This window comes from Ramlibacter sp. bp-362 (assembly GCF_054956735.1).
Genome location: NZ_JBUDXE010000003.1, coordinates 158,684 through 182,174 on the forward strand (window position 1 = coordinate 158,684; position 23,491 = coordinate 182,174).

A 23,491-nucleotide genomic window follows, 5' to 3' on the forward strand; every position below is an offset into this window, starting at 1 on the left:
TCAGTCCTGCAGGCAGCGCTCGCGCGAGCGCGCCACCAGCGCCAGCACTTCGTCGGCGTCGGCCGCCTTCGCCATCAAGGCCAGCGCCACCATCGCGAGCAGCAGCTGGCTGCGCTCGGCGCCCACTTCGCCCAGGGCCTGGCACAGGGCCGTGTAGCTGCGGTCCAGGTCGGCATCGGTCATGGCTTCAGTCCCTTCTGCGCCAGGCAGGCCAGCACCGGCGCCGGGTCCAGCCCGCGCCAGCGTCCCATCACGTAGCCGTCCGGGCGCACCAGCACCAGGCCCGTGGCGCGCTCCCCCGGCAGGCCGTAGCGTGCCCGCGCCTGCCCGTGCACGTCCGCTTCCGGCGCGATGTCGAGCACGGCGACGCCATGCGAGGCGAGCCCGGCGACGGCCTGCGGCAGCGCGCCGTCGCCGAATACCAGGCAGGTGAACGCGGTGCCGAAGCACTGCGTGAGGTGGAACGCCCCCTGCGCGCCCTGCAGCAGCGCCTCCGGCGCGGGCTGGCCGGGCGCGGCCTGGGCGCTCGCCCACTCCCCCTGCTCCGGCCCGTTCAGGGGCGAGTCCGCGTAGGCGACCGGCGCCGACTGGCGCGGGTTGATCAGCGAGCGCACGGCCGGTTCGTCGGGCGCGAGGCGCAGCGTCGCCTCGCGCATCAGCCGGAAGGCGAAGTCCGGCGGCGCCATGAACTCGGTGCTCTTGGCGCCGTAGGCGATGTTCTCGCGCGCGGCCTGCACGCGCTCCTGCGAGTACGAGTCCAGCAGCGCGGCGTCGGCGCCGCCTTCCAGCACGAGGGCCAGCTTCCACGCGAGGTTGGCTGCGTCGTCCAGACCGGAGTTGAGGCCGCGCACGCCGAAGATCGGCACCAGGTGCGCCGCATCGCCGGCGAACAGGACGCGGCCCTGGCGGTACGCGGGCAGCGTCAGGCACTTGGCGTTGTACATGGACGCCCACAGCATCTTCCAGGGCGCGTCCTCGCCGATCATCGCGAGGTGGCTCTGCACGCGCGGCCCGATGTTCCCGGGCTTGAGCGCCTCCTCGGCGTCCTCGTCGTCGCGCAGCTGGTAGTCGATGCGCCACACGCCGTCGGGCTGCCGGTGCATCAGCAGCGTGGATCCGGGGTTCGACGGCGGATCGAACCAGGCGAGCCGCTCCACCGGCCGCTTCGTCTCCTGCACGATGTCGACGATGACGTAGCGCCCCTCGTACTGCGTGCCCTCGAACTGCAGCCCGAGCTGCTCGCGCACCGTGCTGCGGCCGCCGTCGCAGGCGACCAGCCAGTCGGCCCGGATGCGCCTGCGGCCCGACGCATCCTCCACCTCGACTTCCACGCCATCGCCCTGCGGCCGCACGGCCGCCACGCGCGCGGACCAGGCCACCTGCACGAGCTCCGGCACGCGCTGCAGCGCCCCGTGCACGAAGGCCTCCACGTGGTATTGCTGGATGTTCACCATCGGCGCGAAGCGCTCGGTGGGTTCGCTGGGCATCCGGAAGTGCAGCACCTCCTGGTTGCGCCAGTAGCTGCGCCCGCCGGTCCAGGGCAGCGCCTTGGCCGCCAGCGCCGCGCCGGCGCCCGCCGTCCAGAGGATCTCCTGCGAGCGCCGCGAGATGCAGATGGCGCGGCTGCCGGTGCAGTAGCCGGCGTCGGCCTCCACCACGAGGCTGCGGATGCCCTGCCGCGCCAGCAGCGCGGCGAGCGTCAGGCCGACCGGCCCGCCGCCGGCGATGAGCACCGGAATGCCGTCCGGCAGCGGCTGGGCTGGCCCCACGCTGGCTCCTTTTCGTTGCGGGCGCAACTATAGCGCCGCAACGTTGCGCGCGCAACGAGCGCGTGCCGCCGCCGTCAGCGGTCCTTGGGCAGCTTGCCGCGCGCGGCGTCGAGTTCCCAGGGACTGTCCTCGACGTTGGGTCCGTCGGGATACGCGTCGGCGCCCTTCTTCACCTCGGGACGCGGGCGCGCGCCCGGCACGCCGGCGGGCACCTGCGCGCCCGCTTCGCCGACGATCCCGGCGCCCGCCGGCGCCTGCTGCTCGGCATGGTCGCCCAGCGTCTTGTTGCCGCAGCCGTCGGCGTTGCCGTGGTCCTCGTTGCCGCCCCGGTCGGGGGCGGGACCGATGCTGGTTTCAGTGCTCATGACGCAATCTAGGCAACCTGCCTGCCCGCGGCTGCAAGCAGCGCCGCCGCCCCGCTGTAGGACCGGCCGCGCGCCACGGCCCAGCCATCTGCCGCACGCAGGCCATCTCCTACACCCCTGGGGCCCCCGTCCGACGTGCGCGACGCACGCGCGTTCTTACATTGGTTGTCGGACCGGTGCACACCGGCCCTCCCGCAACCGACAAGGAGAGAATCGATGGCTCAAGGGCAAGACCAGAATCGCCAACAGCAACAGGACCAGCAGGAGCGCAGCCAGGCCTCGCAGGGCGGCCAGCAGCGCCAGCAGCAAGGCGGGGGCATGAACCAGGGCAGCAACAGCGGCCAGTCCGGCCAGCCGGGCCAGTCCGAGCGCGGGCAGGCCTCGCAACAACAGCGCAACCCGTCCTCGCAGGAACAACAGGACCGCGGCCAGGCCTCGCAAGGCCAGCAGCAGCGCTCCTCGTCCCAGGGCGGCGGCAACCAGGGCAACCAGGGCAACCAGGGCGGCCAGCGCTGACCCCGCCACGTGCCTGTCATGCGGGGCCTCGGCCCCGCTTTTCGTTGCCCGGCGCTAAGCTGCGGCCATGCTGGAGCCACTGGCCCGTGAACTGCTCGATTTCTGGCGCGAAGCCGGCCCCGGCCGCTGGTTCCGCCCGGATCCGGCCTTCGATGCCCTGCTGAGGGAACGCTTCCTGGCCGCGCACGAAGCGGCCGCGTCGGGCGCGCTGGCATCCTGGGCGGACAACGCCGAAGGCGCGCTGGCGCTGGTGCTGCTGCTGGACCAGTTCCCGCGCAACGCCTTCCGCGGGACGCCGCGCATGTACGCGACCGATGCGCAGGCGCGCGCCGCCGCCGATGCGGCCGTGCGGGCCGGCTTCGACGAGCAGGTCGAGCCGGCGCTGCGCGGCTTCTTCTACCTGCCGTTCATGCATTCGGAGCAGCTGCCCGACCTGGAGCGCTGTGTCGCGTTGAGCGAAGCCCTGGGCGGGGACACGCTGCGCTTCGCGCGCCACCATCGCGACATCGTCGCGCGCTTCGGCCGCTTCCCGCACCGCAACGCGGTGCTGGGTCGAACGAGTACGGCGGAAGAGGAGCGCTTCCTGGAAGAGGGCGGATTCCGCGGATGAAGACTGCGCTGCATATTATTCCGCGCAGTCTTCGAGGCGGGCAGCTCCAAGCTGCCCGCCGGGCGAGAACCGCGCGGAATAACATGCAGCGCGGTTCCCCTTGTGAGAAGGATCCGGCTTCGCCGGTCCTTCTCACACATGCTGAACCACTTCAAAAAGTCGCTTGCGACTTTTTGAAGTGAATCGCTAGCAGCGGATGTCGATGCCGTCGGCTTCCGTTTCCCAGGCGAGGGTCGACAGGTCGAGCTCGGAGTCCTCGAAATCCGGCGCATCGGCATCGGCCTGCAGGCGCGCGCGGCCTTCGTGCGGGCCGTAGGTTTCCGGCGAGATCACGATGCCCCCGACCGATGCGGAGGCGGCCACCTGCGCGGCGCGCTCCGGTTGCGTGCCCAGCGGCGTGCACCACAGGCGGCCCTGGACGCGGAAGTAGGCGAGCGTGCAGACCCCGCTGACGACGCCGATGCGCAGGGCCACTCCTTCGGCGGTGCGCTGCAGCTCGATCGCCATGCGCACGGCGGCGCCGGGGTTCTCGAAGGTCGCCAGGACCGTCTCGTGGCCGTAGGGGTCGAGCCGGCCGTTGTGCCGCGTGTTCAGTCGCTGCACCGCCTGGTACAGCCGTTCGGCGGCCCCGCCCGGCTTGCCGGCGGGCACGTCGACGTCGGCGCAGACGAGCGTCAGGTGCCGCTGCTCGAAGCGGATGCTGTCGCGCTCGGCGCCCAGGAAGAGTCCTTTCCAAACGGCCGGCGGCAGCTGGTGCAGCACCTTGTCCGAGAGCGCTTCCAGCAGGAGCGCGTGTTCCTGGATCGTTTCCATCTGGTTCCCCTACGACGTAACCAGATGAAACCATGCGCTCGGCCGCAGCGCGTTAGGAAAAATGGCCGAGCTGCTAGGGAATTTGCCTAAGCTCGTCAGCGGCGGCGCGGCCGCGCCTTCGCCGCGCCGGCCAGGTCCAGTTCGATCCAGGCTGGGGCATGGTCGCTCGCCTTCTCCTCGCCGCGCACCCACGTGTCCACGCCCGCCGCACGCAGGGCCGGCGCCAGCACCGGGTTCAGCAGCAGGTGGTCGATGCGCAGGCCGGCGTTGCGCGGCCAGTGCTGGCGGAAGTAGTCCCAGAAGGTGTAGATCGGCGCATCGGGATGCAGGTGGCGGATCGCGTCGGTCCAGCCCTGGGCCAGCAGCCGTTCGTAGCAGGCGCGCGTCTCGGGCTGCAGCAGCGCGTCCTTGCGCCAGGAGCGCGGGTTGTAGATGTCGAAATCGGTGGGCACCACGTTGTAGTCGCCGCACAGCACCACGGGATGGCCCGAGCCGACGAGCGTCGCCGCGTGCGCGATGAGGCGCTCGAACCAGGCGAGCTTGTAGTCGAACTTCGGCCCGGGTTGCGGATTGCCGTTGGGCAGGTACAGGCAGCCGACGATCACGCCGTCGATGGCGGCTTCCAGGTAGCGGCTCTGCGTGTCCTCCGGGTCGCCGGGCAGCGCGCGCCGCACTTCCACCGGCTGCACGCCGCGGGCGAGGATGGCCACGCCGTTCCAGGAGCGCTGGCCCTGCCACAGCGCGTGGTAGCCGGCCGCCTCGATCTCGGCGACGGGGAAGGCCTCGTCCATCGCCTTCAGCTCCTGCAGGCAGGCGACGTCCGGCTGCTCGCGCTCCAGCCAGCGCAGCAGGTGCGCGAGCCGCGTCTTCACGCCGTTGACGTTGAAGGTGGCGATTTTCATGGGCGGAGCCATCCTACAGAAGCGGCGCGCCGGCGGGCCTAGATTGGCGGGAACACCAGGACAGGAGCGAAACGATGCCCGACGCGAAGGACAACACCAAGGCCACCGGCGACACCCATCCCCCGGAAGTGGCGGAAGCCGCCGGCCGCCCGCAGGAACGCCGACCCACCGAAGGCGCTTCCGGCCAGCCGCCGGACGACCTCAGCCGGGACGTGGAGAATGAAGGCCGCGCCAGCAAGGGCATCAATCAGGCGGGATACCTGAAGGACAAGGACGCGCCCGGAGCGGGGCACGAGAAGCCCTAGGGCTTGGTACGCTCGCGGCGGAAAGCTTCGGCGCCGCCGCTGCCGCCGCCGTCCGGGAAATCATGCGCGTCCAGCGGATCCTTCCTGCGGCCCTGCGGCGCCTCGATGATGGTGCTCGCGGAGTTCTCGCCCGCATCCGGCTGGGCCGGCACCGAGGAGGTCGGCCGCTCGCCGAGCTTGGCGTGGCTGGGGCGCGTGTCACGGGACTTCATGCCGCAAAATTAGCCAGCGGCCCGCCCCACCCGTGTCGGACAAGCCCGCGATGCAGACCATGAAGACCGCCCTCGCGCTGATCCTCGCAGGCGCCGCCGCCGCGGCCTTCGCGCAGGACGACCCGCTGAAGTCGCCCGCCTGCGGCGCGGCGCTCGCCAGCCTGCAGGCGGCGCGCGAGGGCGGCGCGAGCGCGGCACGCATCGAGGCGCTGCGGTCCGCCGCGGCGGGAACCTGCCTCGGAAGCGCGACGCCGCCCGCGCGGCCCGGGCGCGTCGCGCGTGCACCGGAGGTCGTGGCGCCGCCGCAGGTCACCGTGCCGGTGCCGCCCGCGCCGCTGCCCGCGCCGGTGCTGCCACCCCCGGCCGTGGCCATCGAGCGCCCGGCCCTGCCGGCCACCTGCGACCCTTCCGGCTGCTGGACGAATGACGGTACGCACCTGCGACACGTGCTTCCCGCCGTGCCCGGCCCGGCCGGCCCGTGCGTCCAGCAGGGCGGCGTGGTGTATTGTCCGTAGCTTCGCAACAGCATTCACCTGGAAATCGATTCATGGGCAACAAGATCGTCACCGAGGCCGACCGCAAGCGCACGCCGGCACCGAAGACCGCCGAGGGCTACCGCATCGCCAAGGAAGGCACGGGCCAGAAGATCAGCCGCGAGCGCGGCACGGCCACGCGCAGCAAGAAGAACCCCGGCAAGCGCGCGCACAAGGGCGGCAGCTGACCCGGCCCGGGTGCAGGCACGCCCTGCACCCGCTCGCTGCGCCGTCCTACAGGGGCGGCGCGGCCGCTCCCCTACCGTGGATGGGCTGACCAAGGAAAGCCCATGCCCGCACCCACAAGTTCACGCACGCTCTGGAAGGGGGCGATCAGCTTCGGGCTGGTCCACATCCCGGTGACGCTGCACTCCGCGACCGCCGAATCCCGCATGAAGTTCAACCTGCTGGACAAGTCCACCATGACGCGCGTGGGCAACCGGCAGGTCAACAAGGCCACGGGCGAGGCCATGCCCCGCGAGGAGATCGTGAAGGGCTTCGAGGTCGAGAAGGACCAGTTCGTCGTCCTCACGCCGGACGAGATCAAGTCAGCCCTGCCCCGCTCCACGCAGACCATCGACATCGAGGCCTTCGTCGAGCGCGAGCAGGTCCCCAGCGTCTTCTTCCACAAGCCGTACTACGTGAGCCCGGGCGGCAAGGGCGGCCAGAAACCGTTCGCGCTGCTGCGCGAGACGCTGGAGCGCACCGGCAAGGTGGGCCTCGCGCGCGTGGTGATCTCCACCAAGCAGCACCTCGCGATGCTGCTGCCCCACGGCGACGGCCTGGTGCTGAACCTGCTGCGCTGGTCGGAGGAGGTGCGCGACACCGCCGGACTCGGGTGGCCGGGCGACGACGTGAAGGTCAGCGCCGCGGAACTGAAGATGGCGGAGCAGCTGGTCGAGGCGATGGCGGGCGACTGGCAGCCCGACCTGTTCCACGACGAGTTCCGCGACAAGCTCATGGAGCTGGTCGAACGCAAGTCGCGCGAAGGCGGCCTGCGCACGGTGGCGCCGCTGCCGGGCGAGGAAGAGGCCGGCGCGGGCGCGGAGGTGATCGACCTGACCGAGCTGCTGCGGCGCAGCCTCAAGGGCAATGCCGCGCCCGCGCCGGCGGGGAAGAAGGCGGCGCGGCGCGAGGAAGCGGCCGCCAACGACGAAGCCGCCCCGCTGAAAAAGGCCGCGGCCCGCAAGACGAGCACCACGGCCCGCGCAAGCGCCAAGCCGGCGACCCGGCGCAAGAGCGGCTGAAGCCGGTGGACAGCATGCGCGGGAGAGCCGTCGTCTGCGCCCTCGTGCTCGCCGCCGTCGGCGCGCTTGCCGGATGCCGCGATGGCGCCGACGGGAAGCACGCCGCCGTCATGGGCGGCTCCGCCCCGCCCGCGGAAGGCTCGCTCGCCGACGCCGAGCCGATCCCGCCCCCGCCCGCCCCCGCGGCAGCGCAGCCGCAGGTGGCGCGCACCGGCGATGAAGCGGCCGTCGCCGTCTGGCTGGAGGGGGGCACCGTGCAGGCCTCCGCCTGGACGCGCGGCGGCGGCTGGACGCCGGCAAAGCCGCTGGAGCAGATCTACGGCGAGTCCAGCGACGCGCGCGTCGCCGGCAACGGGCGCGGCAGCGCCATGGCCGTGTGGCACCACACGGTCGGCAACATCCACAGCCTGCGCTACAGCCGCTTCGACGGCAGCGCCTGGACCCGGCCCGACGTGCTGCCGGGCGCCCTGCCCCGGCCCGCCGTGAGCGGCACGCCGCCCGGAAAGGAGGCGCCGCGCCTGGAGATGGACGAGGCGGGCAACGTGCTGGCGCAATGGCCCAGCGGCTTCCGCGCCAACGAGATGCAGGTGGCGCGCTACCGCGTCGGCCAGGGCTGGTCGGGCGCGGCTAGCGAGCCGGTGGCGTCAGTCCCTGCCGCATCGCCTCCGCCCCCTGCCGCATCATCTGCCCGATAGCGGGCGCGAGCGCGTCGGGCAGCAGGTCGACGGTCCAGGCGAAGCGGCAGCGGTCCGCGCCCAGGGCCTGCAGTTCGACCACGCCGTTGTAGTGCGTCGTGCGCCCGCCGACCACGGTGTAGACGAGGCGGTGCGCCGCGTCGTCCAGCGTCACGAGCCGCTCGCGCGCCTGCAAGCCGTTGGCGAAGGTGACCAGGCGGACCTGCCCCTCCTCTTCCACCGTGCAGGCGGTGACGAACCCGGGCGCGAGGCGGGTGAGCCCGCCGAAATCGCGCAGCAGCGCCCAGGCCGCGTCGGCGGCGGCCCGGACTTCGAATGCCTGGTGCAGCGTTGCCATCAGCTTCTCCTTGCGAGGGCGGGCGCGCCCGCCTGTCGCGCCTCGGCGACCAGCCAGTCGGCGAAGGCGCGCGCGCTCGGGTTGTGCGCCGCCTGCGGCGCGAGGGTGACGAAGTAGCCGCGGCGCGAGGCTGCGGGGCTGCGGAAGGGCGCGACCAGCTTCTTCTGCCGCACCAGGTCCGCCAGCAGCGGCAGCCGCCCGATGACCACGCCCTGCCCTGCGACGGCGGCGGCCACGGCCTCGCCGTACAGCGTGAAGCGCAGGCTGTGGGCCATGGGCAGCGCCTCCTGTCCCATCAGCCGCAGCCAGGGTTCCCAGTCGACGGTGAGCGGGCCGTCCTGCATCTGGACCGTCAGGAGGGTGTGGCGCTCGAGGTCGGCCGGCGTCTTCAGCGGCCGGGCCGGATCGCGCAGGAGCTGCGGCGCGCACATCGGCTGCACCTCCTCCTCGAACAGCAGCGGCCCCTGCCCCTCGCCGCTCGGGACGAAGCGCACGGCGACGTCGACGCCGCGCCGTTCCAGGTCCAGCAGGTCGAGCGTCGCGGAGATGCGCACGTCCACGTCGGGATGGGCCGCGGTGAAGCGGGCGAGCCGCGGGATCAGCCAGAAGGCCGCGAAGCCGGGCGTGCAGGTCAGCGTGAGCTGCTGGCGGCCGGCGCTGCTGCGCACGCGCGCGGCGGCATCGCGCAGGCGCTCCAGGCTGTCCTCCACGGCACGGCGCATGATCCGGCCCGGCTCGGTGAGCGCGAGCGCGCGGTGGCGGCGCTCGAACAGCGGCGCGCCGATGCTTTCCTCGAGCTGCTGCACCTGGCGGCTCACGGCCGACTGCGACAGGAACAGCTCGGCCCCCGCGCGCGTGAAGCTCAGGTGGCGCGCCGCCGCCTCGAAGGTGTGCAGCAGGTCCAGCCGCAGCTGCCGCGAACGCGGCAGGGCCGCCGTGTTCGCATTCCGTTCATGCATGCCAGACATGCAAATCCGCCGCTTCGTGAGTCAGGGAGCGGCCAGTATATTGATTCGCATCGTGCATGCAAAGGAGCTCGCGATGGAACCCGGACCGACCGTCTCGCTGCCCGCCCGGCAGCTCTTCGAGATCCCCGACGCGTCGGGAGCGCGCATCCTGTGCACGGCCGGTTGCCTGTGGCTCACGCTGGACGGCGACCCGCGCGACGTGGTCCTGCAGGCCGGCGACCGCTTCGAGGAAGCGCGGCCGCGCCGCCTGCTGCTCTACGCGATCGAGCCCTCGGCCTTCCAGCTGGCGGCGGCGCCTCAGCGCAGCGTGCGGCGCAGGCTGTCGAAGAACAGGTCCGACTGCATGCGCTCGCCCATCGTCTGGGCCGCCACGCGCGCCGCCAGCTCGGGCTGAACGGGCCGCAGCGGCCGGCCCGTGGACTGCGCCAGCACCTGGTGCATGCAGGCGCGCTCCAGGTAGTACAGGTCGTCGAAGGCCCAGGCGATCTTCTCGCCGCAGACGATCACGCCGTGGTTGCCCAGGAAGGCGACGTCGGCGCCGCGCATCGCGCGCGCGATGCGCTCGCCCTCGCCGGCGTCGAGCGCCAGGCCGTTGTATGCGTCGTCGATCGCGATGCGGCCATGGAAGCGCATGGCGTTCTGCGACAGGGTGGTGTCGGGCCCGCGCTGGTCGGTCAGCGTGAGCGCCGTCGCGTAGGGCATGTGGGTGTGCAGCACGCAGGCCTTGCCGGCGATGCGGTGCACCGCGGCGTGGATGAACATCGCCGTGGGTTCGACCGGGTGCGCGCCGGCGAGCCGCTGGCCCTCGGCGTCGACGAGCACGATGTCGTGCCCCTGCACCTCGCCCCAGTGCAGTCCCCGCGGATTGAGCAGGAACCATTCGGGCCGCTGCGGCAGCGCGATGCTGAAATGGTTGCACACGCCTTCGCCCAGGCCGTGGTGGGCGGCGGCCCGCAGCGCCAGCGCCAGGTCGTTGCGCAGCGACCGCACCTCGCGCGCATGGAACAGTTCCTGGGCCTGGGCCGGGATCTCGTTCTTCATGGGGCACCTCCTGGGCCGCATGGTAGCCGCGCCCGGCCGGATGCGGCCTTGTCCTACCGCTTCTGCATCGCCGATCCGACAAACCGCCGCGCCGCGCGAGGGACATTCGGCAGGCAGCCTGCAGGAAGACCGTTTTGAAACGCACGCCACGTTCCTGGCCCGCCCGCCCCGCCCCGAAGGCGGAACCGAAGCCGGCCTGGCCGGCCGAACGCCACAGCGGCGAGGGTTCGGCGAGCGCGCTCGAAACCCTGCAGAAGCTGGAGAAGCGGCGCGGCGCCGCCCGCCCGGGCGACCCGCCGCAGGACGACGAACCGCGCTCCTGACGCCGCTGCCGCGTAGGCGCACCTGAAGCACCGCCGCTGGCGGCCGTCGGACGGTGGCAGGCGTCCGGGTCTTACAGCCGGGCTTTGGACCCCACCCCAGAATGCAGGGCATCACATCGAAGGGAGTCCATTGCCATGCGTAAAACCGCTTTCGTGATCGCCGGCCTCGTGTCCGCCACTTCCATGCTCCTCGCGGGCTGCGACGTGCAGAAGACCCAGGAAGGCAACGTCGACGTGCCGAAGTACGAGGTCTCCAAGACCCAGGAAGGCGACGTGACGCTGCCCAAGTACGACGTCGACGCGCCCAAGGTGGACGTGACCACCACGGAGAAGGAAGTGACCGTGCCCGACGTCGACGTCCACGCGCAGAAGGAAACCGTGACGCTGCCGAAGGTGGAGGTCACGCCCGCGCCGGACCGCGACGACGCCGACAAGGTCGCCGAGAAGAAGCAATAAGGGAAGTCTCCCGCAAGGGTTGCGAGGGCCGGCCTGCCGGCCCTTTTTGCTGCGCGCGCGGGCACGGCGTAGGACGGGTGCGATGCGCGGCGGCGGTCTTGTCCGTCATGCGCGCCAGACAAATCCGCCAACGCGCGCGCCCGGCCCCGCGCAGCTGCGCCGGAGCTTAGACTGCGGCCGTGCCCGGGCGTGACCGGGTTTGCCAAGCCGTGCCCCACACCGCCATCACCGCCCACGTCCTGCTCGTCGACGACCAGCCCGCCAACCTGCTCGCGCTGGAGGCCGCGCTCGACCCGCTCGGCGTCGACCTCGTGCGCGCCGAATCCGGGCCGAGGGCGCTCGCCGCGCTGGAGCAGCAGGACTTCGCCGCCGTGCTGCTGGACGTGCGCATGCCGGGCATGGACGGCTTCGAGGTGGCGCGCCAGATCCGCTCCCGTCCGCGCTCGCGCTTCACCCCCATCCTGTTCGTCACGGCGGGCGACGACCCCGACGAGGCCCAGTTGTCCGCCTACGCGCTCGGCGCGGTGGACTTCCTGGCCAAGCCGCTGCGCTCCGAGGTGCTGAAGGCCAAGGTCGGCGTCTTCGTCGAGCTCTATCGCAGCAAGGAGGAACTGCGCCTGCGCGAGCGGCGCGACTTCGAGCAGCGGCTGGAGGCGAAGGAGGAGCGCTACCGCGCCCTGTTCGAGTCGATCGACGAGGGCTTCTGCGTCGTCAAGCTGCTGCGCGCCCCCGACGGCCAGGTGCGCGACTACCGCTTCGAGGAGGCCAACGAGGCCTTCGCCATGCACACCGGCCTGCGCGACGCGGTCGGCAAGACGATCCGCGAGCTGGTGCCGAACCACGACACGCGCTGGTTCGGCCTCTACGACCAGGTGGCCCGCACCGGCGAGGCCACGCGCTTCGTCGAGGACGCGAAGGCCATGAACCGCTGGTTCGACGTCTATGCGACGCGCCTCGGCCGGCCCGGCAGCGACCTGGTGGCGATCCTCTTTTCCGACATCACGCAGCGGCTGCTCGCCGAGCAGGACCTGCGCCGCCTGAACGAGGAACTGGCGCAGGCCAACCGCCGCAAGACCGAGTTCCTCGCCACGCTCGCGCACGAGCTGCGCAACCCGCTGGCGCCGCTGTCCAACGGGCTGCACCTGATGCGCATGGGCTCCTCGCAGCCGGAGCTGCTGGAGAAGACCCGCCAGATGATGGAGCGGCAGGTGCAGCACATGGTGCACCTCGTGGACGACCTGCTGGACGTCGCGCGCATCAGCACCGGCAAGGTGGAGCTGCGCCGGCAGCACATCGATCTGAAGGACGTGGTCGCCACCGCGGTGGAAACCAGCGCTTCCGTGATCGATGCCGCCGGGCACAAGCTGACGGTCGAAGTCCCGCCGCGGCCCCTGCCCATGGACGCGGACCCGACGCGCATCGCGCAGGTCGTCAGCAACCTGCTGAACAACGCGGCCAAGTACACGCCCCAGGGCGGCCGCATCGCCCTGAAGGTGCGGGTGGAAGGCGGCGAGGCCGTGCTGTCGGTGACCGACAGCGGCGTCGGCATCGCCCCGGACGCACTGGACAAGGTATTCGAGATGTTCGCCCAGGTCCCCGGCGGCGCGGCCAAGCCGCAGGGGGGACTGGGCATCGGGTTGTCGCTGGTGCAGAGCCTGGTGGCCCTGCACGGCGGCAGCGTGTCGGCCAGCAGCGCGGGCACGGGCCAGGGCAGCACGTTCACTGTCCGCCTGCCCCTGCTCGCCGCAGATTCGGAGGTGAAAGCCGCCATGAACCCCACCGACGCGCCCTCGCGGGCCGACCAGCTGCAGGTGCTGGTCGTGGACGACAACACCGACGCCGCCGAAAGCCTGGGCGTGCTCCTGGACATCGAGGGCCACGCGGCCCACATCGCGCACACCGGCGCCGAGGCGCTGCAGGTCGCGCAGTCGCAGCCGCTGGATGTCGTGTTCCTGGACATCGGCCTGCCGGACATGACGGGCTACGACGTGGCCCGCCGCCTGCGCCTCCTGCCCGGCATGCAGAAGACGCTGCTGGTGGCCCTCACGGGCTGGGGCACGCAGGACGACCGCCAGCGCACGCGCGAGGCCGGCTTCGACCGGCACCTCACCAAGCCGGCGGAGCTGCCGGCGGTGGAGGAGTTGCTGCGGGCCGCCGCCGCGGCGAAGCAGGGTTGATGCTGCGGTGGGGTTCGCTCCGCTCACCTTCCGGCGGCATCTGCCGCCGCCACCCTACGGGCTCGGCGATTTCCCACCTTCCTCCTTGCCGCCGCCACCGTACGGGCTCCGCGCTTCCTCGTAGGGTGGCGCGGCCGCAGGCCGCGGCAGGTGAGCAGCGCGAACCCCACCGTGGGCCGCGCCCTCAGATGCGACCCAGTACCCCCCGGCCGATCCCTTCCAGCTCCTGCGCGAGCGCGCTGATCGCCGCGCCCGGGTCGCGCTCCTCGCGCAGCTGCTTCCACAGCGCCGCCAGCTCCCCGCGCCGCGCCGCGACCGCCGCCACGACCTCGCTGCGCCAGGCCGGCGGGGCCGCGCCCTCGCCTGCCTCCAGCGAGCGGTGCGCGACGGCGAGGTAGGCAAGCAGCAGGCTTTCCGTGAACGCCTGCAGCAGTTCGTCCCCGAGCTGCACCTGCGGCTGGCCGCTGGCGCTGCCGCGGTTCTTCCAGGCCGCGGCCACGTAGGCGGCACCGCCGCCGATCATCGCGCCCAGCGCGGTCGCCGCGCCGAGCGTGAGGCCGCCCGTGATCAGGTCGATGCCGGCGCCCATGGCGGCGCCGGTCGCCGCGCCCGCCATGCCGGCCTGCGGCGTGTCCACCGTCTGCTGCTCGCTGAAGCCGCCTTCCATGCGCGTGGCCGGCAAGGTGGCCAGCGGCGCCCCGGTGCGGTGCAGGCGCACCAGCTCGCCGAACAGCGTCGCCTCGCCGGCGTGCAGCCGCTGCAGCAGCGCCGAACGCGCGGCCTCGCGCGCCTGCTGCGCCGCCTCGCGGTCCGCCGTGCTCACCAGCTGGCGCAGGCTCGCGGGCGCGCTGCCCACTTCCTCCGCGTCGCGCGCGGCCCGCGCCAGTTCGCCGGCCACGAGCCGCATCGCCTCGGCGAAACGCGCCGCGTTGCGCTCCTGCCAGGTGGCGGCGAGGCGCTCGAAGCCGGCGCGCTTGCTGGTGGCGATGCGCGCGCCGGCCGCGGCCAGCAGCAGCGGGTCGCACAGCCAGTGCCCCGTGCTGCCCGCCAGCGGCAGCACTTCGGCGGCCAGGCCCAGGCGCTGCACCGCGGCCCGGTAGGGCGCGTCGTCCCCCTGCACCAGCACCAGCGCCGGCTGCGCGACCCAGTGCAGCAGGCGCGTCGCTTCCTGCACGTCGGCGGCGCTTGCGGGCAGCAGCAGCATCAGGTCGGTGTCCGCCAGCGCTGCCTGCACCGCGTCGCGGTCCTGCGGGCGCGGCGCCGTCTTGAAGCGACCGAGCAGGTCCTGCAGCCAGGCCTGGGCCGCGGCGCCGCCGGCCGCCTGCGCGGTCACCGCCGGCGATGGCGGGTGGAAGCCGGCGGGCACCTCGAACACGCGCAGCACGTCGCCGCGGGGCGTGCCGAGCACGGTCCACGGCGCCGGCGTGCGCGGCGGCGGATGTTCCGCGACCTCGCGCAGCATGCGCAGCAGCGCCTCGCGGGCGGGCCCCTCCGGCGCGACCACGCTCCAGGTGACGCGCGCCGGGCTCACGCGCGCGAGCACCTGCACGTAGTACGGGTCGCGCAGGTCGATGGCGATGGCCCGCCCGTGCCGCCTGCGCTGCCACGCGGTGAAGGCCGCCAGCAGCAGGCGCGGCGCGACGACGACGATGGCCAGCAGGGCGACGTACATCCACACCCAGCGGCGCGCCTCGTCCACGCCGATGGCGGAGCCGGAATGGAAGGCCATGCGCTGCAGGTCGGCGACGGAGAAGGCCTGGAAGGGCAGCAGCGCCACCACGGGCGCGAACAGCGCGCTCAGGAAGGCATGGACCTGCTCGACGCCCAGCAGCGTGCTCTCCCAGCCGACGCGGTACTCGCGCACCACGCCCCCCAGCACGACCGACACGGCCAGCCCGAGCGCCCAGCCGGCCGCGCACAGGTGCAGCAACTGCTTCCACCAGAGCCACTGCTGCGTGCCGGCGGCCTGCATCCACTGCTGGTGGAAGCGCGCCAGCACGTCCGCGCGCAGCCGGCCCGTGCGGCGCGCGCGCGCCGGCGCGCCCGACAGCCAGCGCTGCAAGGGGGCGAGCGGTCCGCGCAGGGCGGCCGCGCGCGGCAGCAGCGCCGAGACGACGATCAGCAGGTAGATCGCGAGGTTCCAGGCGAGCACGCCCAGCAGCGGCGGCGACAGCATGTTCACCTGCTGCGGGTTGTCCACGCGGTCGATCGCCGCGCCCAGCACGCAGGCCGCCAGCGGCAGGCCCCATGCCAGCCACTGCTGCCAGGGCTCGCCCTCCTGCAGCGCGGCGATGCGCGGGTTGCGGTTCTCCACCGCGGCCAGCATGCGGCGCGCGCGCGCCTGCAGGTAGCGCGCGAAGTCGAGGCCGCCGGTGCCGGGATGGCGGCTGGCTTCGAGCGCCTCCTGTTCCAGCCGCTCGCGCTCGACTTCGCTCAGCAGCTTGCCCTGCGTGTCCACGTCCTCGATCGCGCGCACCAGCACCAGCTGCCGCGCGCTGGCTTCATCGAGGTGCAGGATGCCGTCTTCCACTTCTGCCGGAGTCTAGTGCCGGCCCCGGCGCGGCCGGCGGAGGGACACAAGCGGTAACGTTCTGCCTCGTTCGCGCCGGCCGGGGCCTCAGCGCGCCTGCCGCAGGAACCGCCGCACGTTGTCGGGGTCGTGGCCCACGTAGGTGACGGCGTGCTCGAGCTCGTGCTCGCTGCAGCCGAGCCACTGGCACCAGTTGCGGCGCTCCCACTCGGGCTCCAGGTGGATCAGGAGCTGTTCCGCGGCGAGCTTGCTTGCGTCTTCGGACATGGTCATTCCTCCTTGCCGATGGCTGAAGACTAGGTGGCGCCCCGGGCTGGCGCGGCAGGACAGGCGAGCCCGCTGCCGTGGGTCGGCGGTTCCGGCGGGTGTAGGCGGCACGACGGCCGCGCCATGCCCCGTCCTGCCCCGGCGCTGGCGCGGAGCCTACAAGCCGCGCCGCGCCCCGGCCGGACCATGCAGGGAAAAGGGAGCCTGCCATGCTGCTGCGCAAGCTGATCGCATTCGCCATCACCTCCGGACTGGCCCGCAAGGCCTGGACGCACTACCGCAAGGACACGCCGCGCATGCCGGTCGACATCACCGAGGTGATCGCCCGGCCGGTCGCCACGGCCGACCCGGCGGAGCGCCGCGGCCGCGGCCGCATGGGCGCCCGCCGGCGCCGCGAAGGACCGAGCTCCTGAGGGGCGGCGCCCCGGTGCAGGCATTACACTGCGCCGATGTTCCAGAAGCCCCTGCTGATCCTCGCGATCGCCGCCGCCTGCGCCTCCGTGCAGGCCCAACCCGCGCCTTCCTCGCCCGCGAAGAAGGAGCTCGTCGCCCGCATCCTCAAGATCCAGCAGCCGGCCATCGACAAGATGGCGCGCGGGCTGGTGGAGGAGCCCCTCATGCCGCTGCTCGATCGCGCGGAAGGCGCGCTGCAGCAGCGCGTGCCCGCCGACAAGCGCGAAGCGGTGGCCAAGGACATCCAGGCCGACGTCCGCAAGTTCGCCGACGAGACCACCGCGCTGGTGCGCGACCGCGCGATGAAGATCGCCCCGACCACCGCGGGGCCGCTGCTGGAGGAGAAGTTCACCGAGGACGAACTGAAGCAGCTCGTGGCGATGCTCGAGTCGCCGCTGCTCGCCCGCTTCCAGTCCGCCGGCGGCGAGGTGCAGCGCGCGCTCGTGGAAAAGGTCGTCGCCGACACGCGCGGCCAGGTGGAACAGCGCTTCCGGGCCCTCGAGGACACGATCGCGAAGCGGCTGGGCGTGCCGACGGGCGCGGCGGCACCGGCAGCGAAGCCGGCACCGAAGAAGTAAGGAGCCCCGGGTCCCCGCCTCCGCGGGGATGACGGTCAGGCGGCCGCGTCCGGCGCCGGCAGCGCGTTGCCGTTGTTGCTGGAGCCGTTCAGGCCCACGCGCGAGTCGAAGCTGAAGCAGGCCAGCTCGAAGGCGCGGATTTCCGCCAGCGCCTCCTTCAGGCTCATCTCGCCCGCCTCCATGAGCTTGCCGGCCAGGTGCTCGGTGAGCGGCTTCAGGCGCGTGAGCGTGGCCTTGGTCTCGCCGTAGAGGCGCTCGCTCTGCATCTCCATGATCGAGCGCGTCTCCTCGTCCACCGTGCGGTTGCCCGAGTCGTTCAGCGCGCCGAAGTTCAGGCGCGTCTTGCGGTACATGCCCATCTCCGCCACCGCGTGGTGCAGCAGCTTGGTGACGCGCGTGATGTCGTTGTGGGCGCCGTTGGTGGTGCCCTCCTCGCCGAAGAACAGCTCCTCGTTGGCCATGCCGCCCAGCAGCACGCGCACGTCGTGCTCGATGTCGGCCTTGGTCTTCAGCAGGTTGGAGCCCTGCTTGTGGAAGACGAAGCCCAGCGCGTTGTTGCGCGGGTTGGCCTTCAGCGAGATCTTGATGGTCTTCATCTCGGCGAGGATCTTGTCCCAGTCGCCGCCGGCGCGCTTGCGCTCCAGCTCGAAGTCCACCAGGAAGTGGCCCCACTCGTGGATCGCGATGATGCGGCGGTCGCGCTCGCGCTCCTTGGTGGTGTTGGCGTTGACGTTGCCCACCATCACGCGCTCGGCGGCGCGCATCAGCGTCTCGCCGTCGATCAGCTCGCCGCCCTGGACCGCGCTGATGCCGGCCTGGTTGACGATGGTCTCCAGGTCCGCCGGGCTGCGGCCCTCCGTCACCTCCACCAGGTGGCGCAGGTCGAGCGACTCGGCGACCTTGTCGGCGCGCTGCTCGAGGTAGTGCTCCACGATGGCGAGGCGCTCCTCCTTATTCGGCAGGCGGAAGTCCACCTTCATCTGGAAGCGGCGCAGCATCGCGTCGTCCATGGGCATGGACTCGCTGTTGAAGTTCGAGGCCACGATCCAGATGATCTCGGCGTCGCTCTTGGTGCGCACGCCGTCCAGGATCGCCAGCAGCATGTTCTGCGTGTCGTCGTCGAACTTGCGGTGGCCGCCGCGCTTCATGAACAGGTCCTGCGCCTCGTCCAGGAAGACGATGCAGCGCTTGCGGCGCTTGGCCATGGAGGCGATGCGCGCCAGCGTGTTGGAGCCGCCGGCGACGTAGCCGGTCTCGAGGTTGGCCGCCGAGTGGAACAGGATCGGCAGGTTCAGCTCCTTGGCCAGGTAGCTCGCCAGCTTGGTCTTGCCGGTGCCCGCGGGGCCGCTGAACATGACGTTGAACGGCTTGTTGATCCCGTACTCGGCGTATTCCGCGCGGCGCTCGTACTGGTCCTTGATCTGCCGCACCTCGGACTTGATGTCGTCCATGCCCACGAGGTCGTCGATCGAGCCGTGCACCTGGTTCGGCTCGATGAAGCGCAGCGACTTGAACTGGCCCTTCAGGTGGAAGGCGAGGAAGCCCAGCAGGCCGATCGTGAGGGCCGCCGAGAGCACGCCGCTCACGCCGGCTTTCCAGCCGTCCTTCTCGGACTGCGGGCGGGCGCCGGCGAAGCGCTCGTCCAGCTTCTCCAGCATGGACAGGCTGGCCGGGCTCAGTTCCGCGCGCGGGATGAACACCATCTTGCTGCCCCAGGCGGCGGAGACCGCCTTGTCCGTGAAGATCTTGGTCTCCATGTCGCTGGGGTAGTAGGCGTACTGCTTGCCGCCGGAGGCGATCAGCACGATGCGCTCCGAGACGTTCCACATCAGCGGCTTGTAGATCACCGTGATGCGGTCCACCGCGTGGGTGTCGAGGAAGCCGAGCACCGAGCCGGAGCCGAAGACCACGGGCAGCTTCTCGTCGAGCGTCCACAGCGCGTCGGCGCCGGACGCGCCGGCCATGGCCTTCACTTCCTCCGCGACGGCGGCCTGGCGCTGCCACAGGACGAAGGAGTAGCTCGCGGTGACGGGGATCAGGATGGCGACCGCGATCACCATCAGCTTCACCGCGGTGGACTGGATCGTGAACCAGTCGGAGACGCGGGAGGCGAATTTCTTCAGGCTGAGCCAGAGCGAGGGCGCGGTGCCGTCGTCGGCGGCGTCCACGGGGTCTTCCTTGGCGGTCAGGTCGGACATGTGTTGCGGCATCCCTTGTCAGAGTCATCCTACAGAAAGGGTTCCTCGGAGGCGAGATCAATTACGCATGCGCCTCGGGGGTGCGGATGCGCACGTGACAAATTCACGAAGGCCCGCGTTGCCATTCCGCCGCACCGCGCAGGGCCGTCCCGCGGCAGGGGAACCCCGGCCCGGCAACGGCAGTCTCACGCAGTGAGCCGGGTTCTTTTTCAAGTTTCTTTCCCGGCTACTTATCCCCTCGGGGCAGCAGTGCCCCGGGGGATTTTTTATGGCCTGCAACAATGCGCCATGGCCAAGCTCCAGAAACTCCGCAGCCAGCGCTGGCTGGACCGCGACGACTTCCGCTCCTTCAACCATCGCTCCCGCGTGATGCAGATGGGGTACGACGCGAAGGACTGGGAGGGCAAGCCCGTCATCGCGATCCTGAACAACTGGAACGACTACAACCCCTGCCACCAGCACTTCAAGCAGCGGGTGGACGAGGTCAAGCGCGGCGTGCTGCAGGCCGGCGGCTTCCCGCTGGAACTGCCGACGGTCTCGCTCGGCGAGAACCTGATCAAGCCCTCCGCCCTGCTCTATCGCAACATGCTGGCGATGGAGGTGGAGGAGATGATCCGCGCCTACCCGGTGGACGGCGTGGTGCTCATGGGCGGCTGCGACAAGACCACGCCGGCCATGCTGCTGGGCGCGACCAGCGCCGACGTGCCCGCGATCTTCCTGCCCGCCGGCCCCATGCTGCGCGGCATGTCGCGGGGGCAGACGCTGGGCTCGGGCTCCGACGCCTTCAAGTACTGGGACGAGCGCCGCGCCGGCACGATCAGCGAGCCGCAGTGGCAGTCCATCATCGGCGGCATCGCCCGCAGCGCCGGCACCTGCATGACCATGGGCACGGCCAGCACGATGACCTCCATCGCCGAGGCGATCGGCATGACGCTGCCGGGCGCGACCTCCATCCCCGCCGTCGACGCCAGCCATCAGCGGATGGCGGCGCAGTGCGGCCGGCGGATCGTGGAGATGGTGCACGAGGACCTGCGGCCCTCGCAGGTGCAGACGCGCGAGGCCTTCCTCAACGGCATCACCGTCGCCATGGCGCTCGGCTGCTCCACGAACGCCATCATCCACGTGATCGCGCAGGCGCGCCGCGCCGGGCAGGAGATCGGCCTGGAGGACTTCGACCGCATCAGCCGCGAAGTCCCGGTGCTGGCCAACATCCGCCCCAACGGGACCAGCGCCTACCTGATGGAGGACTTCCACTACGCGGGCGGCCTGCCGGCGCTGATGCAGCGCCTGGCGCCCTTCCTCCGGCTGGACCAGAAGACGGTCAACGGCCGCACGCTCGGCGAGAACATCGCGCACGCGGAGTGCTTCGACGACGACGTCATCCGGCCGCTGGCGAATCCCGTGTACGCGGAAGGATCGCTCGCGGTGCTGCGGGGCAACCTCGCGCCCGACGGCTGCGTGATCAAGCCCTCGGCGATGGACGCGAAGTTCCTGCGCCACAGCGGCCCGGCGCTGGTATTCGACGACTACCCGTCCATGAAGAAGATGCTGGACGACCCGCAGGCGGACGTCACGGAAGACCACGTGATCGTGCTGCGCAACGCCGGCCCCAAGGGCGGCCCCGGCATGCCCGAGTGGGGGATGATCCCCATGCCGGTGAAGCTGCTGAAGGAGGGCAAGCGGGACATGCTGCGCATCAGCGACGCCCGCATGAGCGGCACCAGCTACGGCGCCTGCGTGCTGCACGTCGCGCCCGAGGCCTTTGTGGGCGGGAACCTCGCGCTGGTGCGCACCGGCGACCGCATCGCCGTGGACGTGCCCGGCCGCAGCATCCGGATGGAAGTCACCGACGAGGAGCTGGCGCGGCGCCGCGCCGCGTGGGCGCCGCCGGCCCCCCGCTTCGCGCGCGGCTACGGCTGGATGTTCACCGAGCACATCCTGCAGGCGGACGAAGGCTGCGACATGGACTTCCTGCGCACGCAGTTCGGCGAGGCCGCCGGCGAGCCCGACATCTTCTGACCCGTGTAGGACCACGCCGCAAACTGCTGTCCCGCGCGTCACGGCCCAGCAGCTCGTGCCGCACACTGCCGCCGAAGCAAGCAGCAGGGAGCAGTACACATGGAAAGGATCTGGGGCCCGGTCAACGGCTTCTACCTGGCGGCCTATGCGGCGCCGACGGACGACGGCCAGCACTTCTGCAGCTATGCCAAGGTCTGCTGGACCCGGCCGTCCTCCTACTGGGAAGCGGACTGCGCGTTCAAGATCTTCGGCGGCGAGCACCACCGCTCGGCCGAAGGCGCGCTGACGGCGGTGGCCGTCGACGCGCGCAACGAGACCTCCTGCCTGCCGCGGCACGCGCGCGGGCTCGCCGAGCAGCGCCAGCGCTTCCACATGCCCATCCCGCGCCTGTTCGCCACTTCGCTGCGCCACCGGATCGCGTGACCCCCCGCAGCCAGCTGCTCTTTTTGTAGCAGCGGGCCCACAACCGCTGACGACATGCGCGCTTTTTCTGGACGGCCTGCGCACGGAGCTATGAAAATCGTAGCGATGGCCGGGACCCTCCCCACCTATTACGACGTGCTGCAGGTCGAGCGTGACGCGCCGCCCGAGCGCGTCCGCGCCGCGTACCGCAAGCTGGCGCAGAAATACCATCCCGACAAGATGCCCGGCAACGCCAATGCGTCGCGGGCCATGGCCGCCATCAACGCCGCCTACGAAGTGCTGTCCGACGCGCACCGCCGCGCCGAGCACGACCTGTGGATCCGCCGCGCCGAGCGCGCGCGCCGTCCGCTGCCGCCGGCGTCGCCGGTGCCCGAGCACCTGTGGGCCTACCTGCATCCGGCGGTCAGCTGGCCCTGGTACCTGCTGTTCGCGACCATGCTGATCGCGCTGGGCACGGTCGCCACGGCGCTGTACCTCACCGCGATGCCCGCGCGCGCGGCGACCGCGCCGGCGGCGGTGCCGCCCTGCCAGCTGGCGGCCGCGCAGCCCGCCGCCTGCCCGCCGCCGCGCAGCTGATCGGTTCCTCGCCAGACGAAGCTGACGGGGGGTGGCGGCCCGGTCCGATGCCCTTCGCGCCAGCGCGGCTGCACCTTTGTCCTCATCAGACAAGGAGTGATCCATGAACCGCAAGAACCTGCTCGCCGCGCTCGCGGCCGGCTCCCTGCTGGGCCTGGCCTCGGTCGCGCAGGCCGTGCCCGCCGTCGTGGCCGGCACCGGCTACGCCCCGAACTACGGCCCCAGCTACTACGGCGGCGTGCCCGTGTACAACTCGCCCGACCAGTCGGTGCTGGTGCCGCGCTACGCCCCGCCGGCGCCGCTGTACGAAGCGGTGCCGCTGGCCCGCGAAGGCTACATCTGGTCGCCCGGCCACTACGTGTGGGACAACGGCCGCTACACCTGGCGCGGCGGTGAATGGGTGGCGGCGCGGCCGGGCTACGCCTGGCAGGCCGCGCACTGGGAACAGCGCTCCGACGGCTCCTGGTACCTGGTGGGCGGCACGTGGGTGCGCAGCGACAACTACGCCTCCTCGGAAGGCCGGCGCGGCCCCTGGGGAGACCGCGACCGCGACGGCATCGTCAACCGCGACGACCGCTATCCGCGCGATCCGGGTCGCTATTGATCCAGGCCTCGCCCAGGCGCTCAGCGCCTGCGGGCCGGTCCGCGCGTGAGCTGCTCCAGCACGCCGCGCGCGGCTTGTGAAGCCGGCCCGGCGCGAAGGTGTTTCATGGCGCGCCCAGGCCGGCGGCTTCCTTCGCGCGCAGCTTGGCGCCGATGTACTCGCCGTGGGTGACGTGCAGCAGGCCGGCGATCTTGGAGATCAGGTGGTTCTCGTTGGCGCCGATGGCGCCGTCGGCATAGGCGACCTGCCACATGAACTCGACCATCCGGATCTTCTGCGGCTGGCCGAAGCGGTCGTTGATGGTGGAGGTGAAGGCGAAGAAGTCGTTGGCGCCGCGGGACACCTGCTCGGCCTCGGCCACCAACTGGTCGAGCTCGTCGGACGGCAGCGCGAACTTGCGGCGCAGCGCCGCCAGCACGGCGGCGCGCTCCTGCGGCTGCACGTCGGGCTCGGCGCGCATCGTTTCCACCAGCAGCACGGCGCAGGCCAGCTGCAGCGCGTGCTCTTCCTGCTCGGGCGACGGCCGCGCCTCCGGCGCCAGCGCGTCGAACAACTCTTTCAGGGAACGCAACAT

General features: G+C 71.7%; 30 protein-coding genes. 17 read left to right on the top strand and 13 right to left on the bottom strand.

Going from position 1 to position 23,491, the window contains the following annotated elements; genetic code table 11:
* The 3 genes from ACY0MJ_RS05220 to ACY0MJ_RS05230 form a co-directional block, all read right to left on the bottom strand.
* Nucleotides 1-183: a hypothetical protein gene (locus ACY0MJ_RS05220; RefSeq protein WP_462637259.1), complete on the bottom strand. Its 183-nt coding sequence runs from the start codon at nucleotides 181-183 to the stop codon at nucleotides 1-3.
* Entirely contained in the window at nucleotides 180-1,769 is a 1,590-nt protein-coding gene (locus ACY0MJ_RS05225) for an FAD-dependent monooxygenase (RefSeq protein WP_462637260.1), read from the bottom strand. Before ACY0MJ_RS05225 ends, ACY0MJ_RS05220 begins: the two co-directional genes overlap by 4 nt.
* A 74-nt stretch (nucleotides 1,770-1,843) precedes the next feature.
* The gene (locus ACY0MJ_RS05230; protein ID WP_462637261.1) at nucleotides 1,844-2,134 is read right to left on the bottom strand and encodes a hypothetical protein; all 291 of its coding nucleotides are present in this window, start codon (nucleotides 2,132-2,134) and stop codon (nucleotides 1,844-1,846) included.
* A 216-nt stretch (nucleotides 2,135-2,350) separates the two neighbouring features.
* Here ACY0MJ_RS05230 and ACY0MJ_RS05235 point away from each other — a divergent pair, with 216 nt between their 5' ends.
* Together ACY0MJ_RS05235 and ACY0MJ_RS05240 are read left to right on the top strand one after the other, a co-directional pair.
* Nucleotides 2,351-2,650: a hypothetical protein gene (locus tag ACY0MJ_RS05235; RefSeq protein WP_462637262.1), complete on the top strand. Its 300-nt coding sequence runs from the start codon at nucleotides 2,351-2,353 to the stop codon at nucleotides 2,648-2,650.
* Nucleotides 2,651-2,717: 67 nt separating this feature from the next.
* Nucleotides 2,718-3,260, top strand: coding sequence for a DUF924 family protein (locus tag ACY0MJ_RS05240; RefSeq protein WP_462637263.1), 543 nt, complete (start codon nucleotides 2,718-2,720; stop codon nucleotides 3,258-3,260).
* A gap of 186 nt (nucleotides 3,261-3,446) precedes the next feature.
* On the opposite strand, the gene ACY0MJ_RS05245 is transcribed toward ACY0MJ_RS05240, so the two are convergent.
* The gene (locus ACY0MJ_RS05245; RefSeq protein WP_462637265.1) at nucleotides 3,447-4,073 is read right to left on the bottom strand and encodes a nucleotidyl cyclase domain-containing protein; all 627 of its coding nucleotides are present in this window, start codon (nucleotides 4,071-4,073) and stop codon (nucleotides 3,447-3,449) included.
* A 95-nt stretch (nucleotides 4,074-4,168) separates the two neighbouring features.
* Nucleotides 4,169-4,975 carry an exodeoxyribonuclease III gene (xth, locus tag ACY0MJ_RS05250; protein ID WP_462637266.1) on the bottom strand — a complete coding sequence of 269 codons (807 nt, stop codon included), beginning with the start codon at nucleotides 4,973-4,975 and terminating at the stop codon, nucleotides 4,169-4,171.
* Nucleotides 4,976-5,049: 74 nt separating this feature from the next.
* On the opposite strand from xth, the gene ACY0MJ_RS05255 reads away from it, so the two are divergent.
* Nucleotides 5,050-5,280 carry a hypothetical protein gene (locus ACY0MJ_RS05255; protein WP_462637267.1) on the top strand — a complete coding sequence of 77 codons (231 nt, stop codon included), beginning with the start codon at nucleotides 5,050-5,052 and terminating at the stop codon, nucleotides 5,278-5,280.
* Here the strand turns inward: ACY0MJ_RS05255 and ACY0MJ_RS05260 are convergent.
* Nucleotides 5,277-5,492, bottom strand: coding sequence for a hypothetical protein (locus ACY0MJ_RS05260; RefSeq protein ID WP_462637268.1), 216 nt, complete (start codon nucleotides 5,490-5,492; stop codon nucleotides 5,277-5,279). The two genes, ACY0MJ_RS05255 and ACY0MJ_RS05260, sit on opposite strands and share 4 nt — an antisense overlap.
* A 59-nt stretch (nucleotides 5,493-5,551) precedes the next feature.
* Here ACY0MJ_RS05260 and ACY0MJ_RS05265 point away from each other — a divergent pair, with 59 nt between their 5' ends.
* From ACY0MJ_RS05265 to ACY0MJ_RS05280, 4 genes are all read left to right on the top strand, one after another.
* Nucleotides 5,552-6,007 (top strand): hypothetical protein, encoded by a 456-nt coding sequence (locus ACY0MJ_RS05265; protein WP_462637269.1) that lies wholly within the window; start codon nucleotides 5,552-5,554, stop codon nucleotides 6,005-6,007.
* A gap of 32 nt (nucleotides 6,008-6,039) precedes the next feature.
* Nucleotides 6,040-6,213, top strand: coding sequence for a hypothetical protein (locus ACY0MJ_RS05270; RefSeq protein ID WP_462637270.1), 174 nt, complete (start codon nucleotides 6,040-6,042; stop codon nucleotides 6,211-6,213).
* Nucleotides 6,214-6,315: 102 nt separating this feature from the next.
* Nucleotides 6,316-7,272: a non-homologous end joining protein Ku gene (gene ku, locus ACY0MJ_RS05275; RefSeq protein WP_462637271.1), complete on the top strand. Its 957-nt coding sequence runs from the start codon at nucleotides 6,316-6,318 to the stop codon at nucleotides 7,270-7,272.
* Nucleotides 7,273-7,286: 14 nt separating this feature from the next.
* A complete protein-coding gene (locus ACY0MJ_RS05280; protein WP_462637272.1) occupies nucleotides 7,287-7,967 on the top strand; it encodes a hypothetical protein in 681 nt (226 codons plus the stop codon).
* Here ACY0MJ_RS05280 and ACY0MJ_RS05285 read toward each other — a convergent pair.
* Both ACY0MJ_RS05285 and ACY0MJ_RS05290 read right to left on the bottom strand, forming a co-directional pair.
* Nucleotides 7,900-8,304: an SRPBCC family protein gene (locus tag ACY0MJ_RS05285; protein ID WP_462637273.1), complete on the bottom strand. Its 405-nt coding sequence runs from the start codon at nucleotides 8,302-8,304 to the stop codon at nucleotides 7,900-7,902. The genes ACY0MJ_RS05280 and ACY0MJ_RS05285 overlap by 68 nt on opposite strands.
* On the bottom strand, nucleotides 8,304-9,263 hold the full coding sequence (locus ACY0MJ_RS05290) for a LysR substrate-binding domain-containing protein (protein WP_462637274.1): 960 nt from the start codon (nucleotides 9,261-9,263) through the stop codon (nucleotides 8,304-8,306). Before ACY0MJ_RS05290 ends, ACY0MJ_RS05285 begins: the two co-directional genes overlap by 1 nt.
* An 82-nt stretch (nucleotides 9,264-9,345) precedes the next feature.
* Here ACY0MJ_RS05290 and ACY0MJ_RS05295 point away from each other — a divergent pair, with 82 nt between their 5' ends.
* Nucleotides 9,346-9,666, top strand: a complete 321-nt coding sequence (locus ACY0MJ_RS05295; protein ID WP_462637275.1) for a DUF2917 domain-containing protein — start codon at nucleotides 9,346-9,348, stop codon at nucleotides 9,664-9,666.
* Here the strand turns inward: ACY0MJ_RS05295 and ACY0MJ_RS05300 are convergent.
* Nucleotides 9,570-10,313, bottom strand: coding sequence for an aldolase (locus tag ACY0MJ_RS05300; RefSeq protein WP_462637276.1), 744 nt, complete (start codon nucleotides 10,311-10,313; stop codon nucleotides 9,570-9,572). The genes ACY0MJ_RS05295 and ACY0MJ_RS05300 overlap by 97 nt on opposite strands.
* A 134-nt stretch (nucleotides 10,314-10,447) precedes the next feature.
* On the opposite strand from ACY0MJ_RS05300, the gene ACY0MJ_RS05305 reads away from it, so the two are divergent.
* From ACY0MJ_RS05305 to ACY0MJ_RS05315, 3 genes are all read left to right on the top strand, one after another.
* Entirely contained in the window at nucleotides 10,448-10,636 is a 189-nt protein-coding gene (locus ACY0MJ_RS05305) for a hypothetical protein (RefSeq protein ID WP_462637277.1), read from the top strand.
* 135 nt (nucleotides 10,637-10,771) lie between these two features.
* Nucleotides 10,772-11,092 (top strand): hypothetical protein, encoded by a 321-nt coding sequence (locus ACY0MJ_RS05310; protein ID WP_462637278.1) that lies wholly within the window; start codon nucleotides 10,772-10,774, stop codon nucleotides 11,090-11,092.
* A 209-nt stretch (nucleotides 11,093-11,301) separates the two neighbouring features.
* Nucleotides 11,302-13,269 carry a response regulator gene (locus ACY0MJ_RS05315; protein WP_462637279.1) on the top strand — a complete coding sequence of 656 codons (1,968 nt, stop codon included), beginning with the start codon at nucleotides 11,302-11,304 and terminating at the stop codon, nucleotides 13,267-13,269.
* 184 nt (nucleotides 13,270-13,453) lie between these two features.
* On the opposite strand, the gene ACY0MJ_RS05320 is transcribed toward ACY0MJ_RS05315, so the two are convergent.
* Nucleotides 13,454-15,799 carry a DUF3482 domain-containing protein gene (locus tag ACY0MJ_RS05320; protein ID WP_462637280.1) on the bottom strand — a complete coding sequence of 782 codons (2,346 nt, stop codon included), beginning with the start codon at nucleotides 15,797-15,799 and terminating at the stop codon, nucleotides 13,454-13,456.
* 87 nt (nucleotides 15,800-15,886) lie between these two features.
* On the bottom strand, nucleotides 15,887-16,066 hold the full coding sequence (locus ACY0MJ_RS05325) for a DUF3606 domain-containing protein (protein ID WP_462637282.1): 180 nt from the start codon (nucleotides 16,064-16,066) through the stop codon (nucleotides 15,887-15,889).
* A 209-nt stretch (nucleotides 16,067-16,275) separates the two neighbouring features.
* On the opposite strand from ACY0MJ_RS05325, the gene ACY0MJ_RS05330 reads away from it, so the two are divergent.
* Nucleotides 16,276-16,479 (top strand): hypothetical protein, encoded by a 204-nt coding sequence (locus ACY0MJ_RS05330; protein WP_462637283.1) that lies wholly within the window; start codon nucleotides 16,276-16,278, stop codon nucleotides 16,477-16,479.
* 36 nt (nucleotides 16,480-16,515) lie between these two features.
* Nucleotides 16,516-17,097, top strand: coding sequence for a DUF2059 domain-containing protein (locus ACY0MJ_RS05335; RefSeq protein WP_462637284.1), 582 nt, complete (start codon nucleotides 16,516-16,518; stop codon nucleotides 17,095-17,097).
* 35 nt (nucleotides 17,098-17,132) lie between these two features.
* On the opposite strand, the gene ACY0MJ_RS05340 is transcribed toward ACY0MJ_RS05335, so the two are convergent.
* Nucleotides 17,133-19,295 (bottom strand): AAA family ATPase, encoded by a 2,163-nt coding sequence (locus ACY0MJ_RS05340; RefSeq protein ID WP_462637285.1) that lies wholly within the window; start codon nucleotides 19,293-19,295, stop codon nucleotides 17,133-17,135.
* A 288-nt stretch (nucleotides 19,296-19,583) separates the two neighbouring features.
* Between ACY0MJ_RS05340 and araD the strand changes: the two genes are divergently transcribed.
* From araD to ACY0MJ_RS05360, 4 genes are all read left to right on the top strand, one after another.
* Nucleotides 19,584-21,314 carry an L-arabinonate dehydratase gene (araD, locus tag ACY0MJ_RS05345; RefSeq protein ID WP_462637286.1) on the top strand — a complete coding sequence of 577 codons (1,731 nt, stop codon included), beginning with the start codon at nucleotides 19,584-19,586 and terminating at the stop codon, nucleotides 21,312-21,314.
* Between the two features lie 99 nt (nucleotides 21,315-21,413).
* Nucleotides 21,414-21,737 carry a hypothetical protein gene (locus tag ACY0MJ_RS05350; RefSeq protein WP_462637287.1) on the top strand — a complete coding sequence of 108 codons (324 nt, stop codon included), beginning with the start codon at nucleotides 21,414-21,416 and terminating at the stop codon, nucleotides 21,735-21,737.
* 105 nt (nucleotides 21,738-21,842) lie between these two features.
* The gene (locus ACY0MJ_RS05355; RefSeq protein WP_462637288.1) at nucleotides 21,843-22,313 is read left to right on the top strand and encodes a J domain-containing protein; all 471 of its coding nucleotides are present in this window, start codon (nucleotides 21,843-21,845) and stop codon (nucleotides 22,311-22,313) included.
* A gap of 103 nt (nucleotides 22,314-22,416) precedes the next feature.
* Nucleotides 22,417-22,917, top strand: a complete 501-nt coding sequence (locus ACY0MJ_RS05360; RefSeq protein ID WP_462637289.1) for a hypothetical protein — start codon at nucleotides 22,417-22,419, stop codon at nucleotides 22,915-22,917.
* A 103-nt stretch (nucleotides 22,918-23,020) separates the two neighbouring features.
* Here ACY0MJ_RS05360 and ACY0MJ_RS05365 read toward each other — a convergent pair whose 3' ends face one another.
* Nucleotides 23,021-23,491: a tellurite resistance TerB family protein gene (locus tag ACY0MJ_RS05365; protein WP_462637290.1), complete on the bottom strand. Its 471-nt coding sequence runs from the start codon at nucleotides 23,489-23,491 to the stop codon at nucleotides 23,021-23,023.